Below are 976 nucleotides of genomic sequence, written 5' to 3'. Positions count from 1 at the left end.
CACGGTGCCAACCAGGACGCCAGCAACGCCAATGCAAAGAACCACAGGAAAGAAGCCGTAATGGAACCCAAGGCAAACCAACTGCGCGCGTCGGGTGCCATCTGCCCACCAATGCTGCCTTGCACCACGAAAGTATCCAGATAGACATGCGGATTCAGCCAGGTGACTGCCAATACGCTAGCGATAACGCGCCAGCGGCTGTGCCGTGCGATATCCACACTGACGACTTCAAGCTGGCGGTTGAAAACCACCTTGAACGCGCCCCAGCCATACCACAGCAAAAACGCAACGCCTCCCCAGGTGATCAATGACAGCAACAGCGATGACTGACTCAACAATGCGCTACCGCCAAAGATACCCGCACAGATCAAAATGACATCGCTCAATGCACACAGCAGGGCAATCATCAGATGATACTGACGCCGAATCCCCTGATTCATCACGTAAGCGTTTTGCGGTCCCAGTGGCAAAATCATCGCCGCGCCCAGAAAAAATCCCTGCCAATACATGCCAAACATGGTTCTCTACACTCTCCCGGATGAACAATTCGAAGGAGTGTAAGGCGGTTTTTCCATTAATTGAAATTGAAGATTCTAATTATTCATTAGAGAATCTAATTTCGAATATCGTGCAATACCGAAGGTGAAACCGGCAGCGTTTTGGCTCCAACCAGCTTTTCATTACGTTGCAATAGGAAAGCAACGGCAAACAGCGAAAACATAAACGGCAGTTCAAACAACTCTTCCAGCAAATCGGTACGCGATGTGTCGTAGACAAAGAGAAACGCCAATAAGCGGTGGTGTTCGATGGTATCGACGATAACGAAATAGAGCACCAACAACAGGATATCCCACACGGGCAGGCTTTCTTGCCGGAAACGGCGAATAATCTCTCGACGAATCACGGGCAACAACAGCGCACAGGCCGTCACCCCAATCAGCACGATGGAAATAATGCGAAAGTAAAGCTTTGGCTC

The 976-nt window shown here is 50.2% G+C and carries 1 protein-coding gene and 1 pseudogene; both read right to left on the bottom strand.

Annotation, left to right across the window (positions count from 1 at the left end):
• Positions 1-518 (bottom strand): arginine exporter ArgO (argO, locus tag J5224_RS30230; RefSeq protein ID WP_264628741.1); only part of this gene is annotated, 518 nt, incomplete at its 3' end.
• Positions 519-613: 95 nt separating this feature from the next.
• Positions 614-976 (bottom strand): annotated as a pseudogene (locus tag J5224_RS30225) (hypothetical protein); the annotation flags it as partial.

The sequence above is a fragment of the Candidatus Symbiopectobacterium sp. NZEC135 genome, from assembly GCF_025962695.1.
Note: the sequence above shows the minus strand (reverse complement) of the source record. Positions and strands in the feature narration are given on the sequence as shown.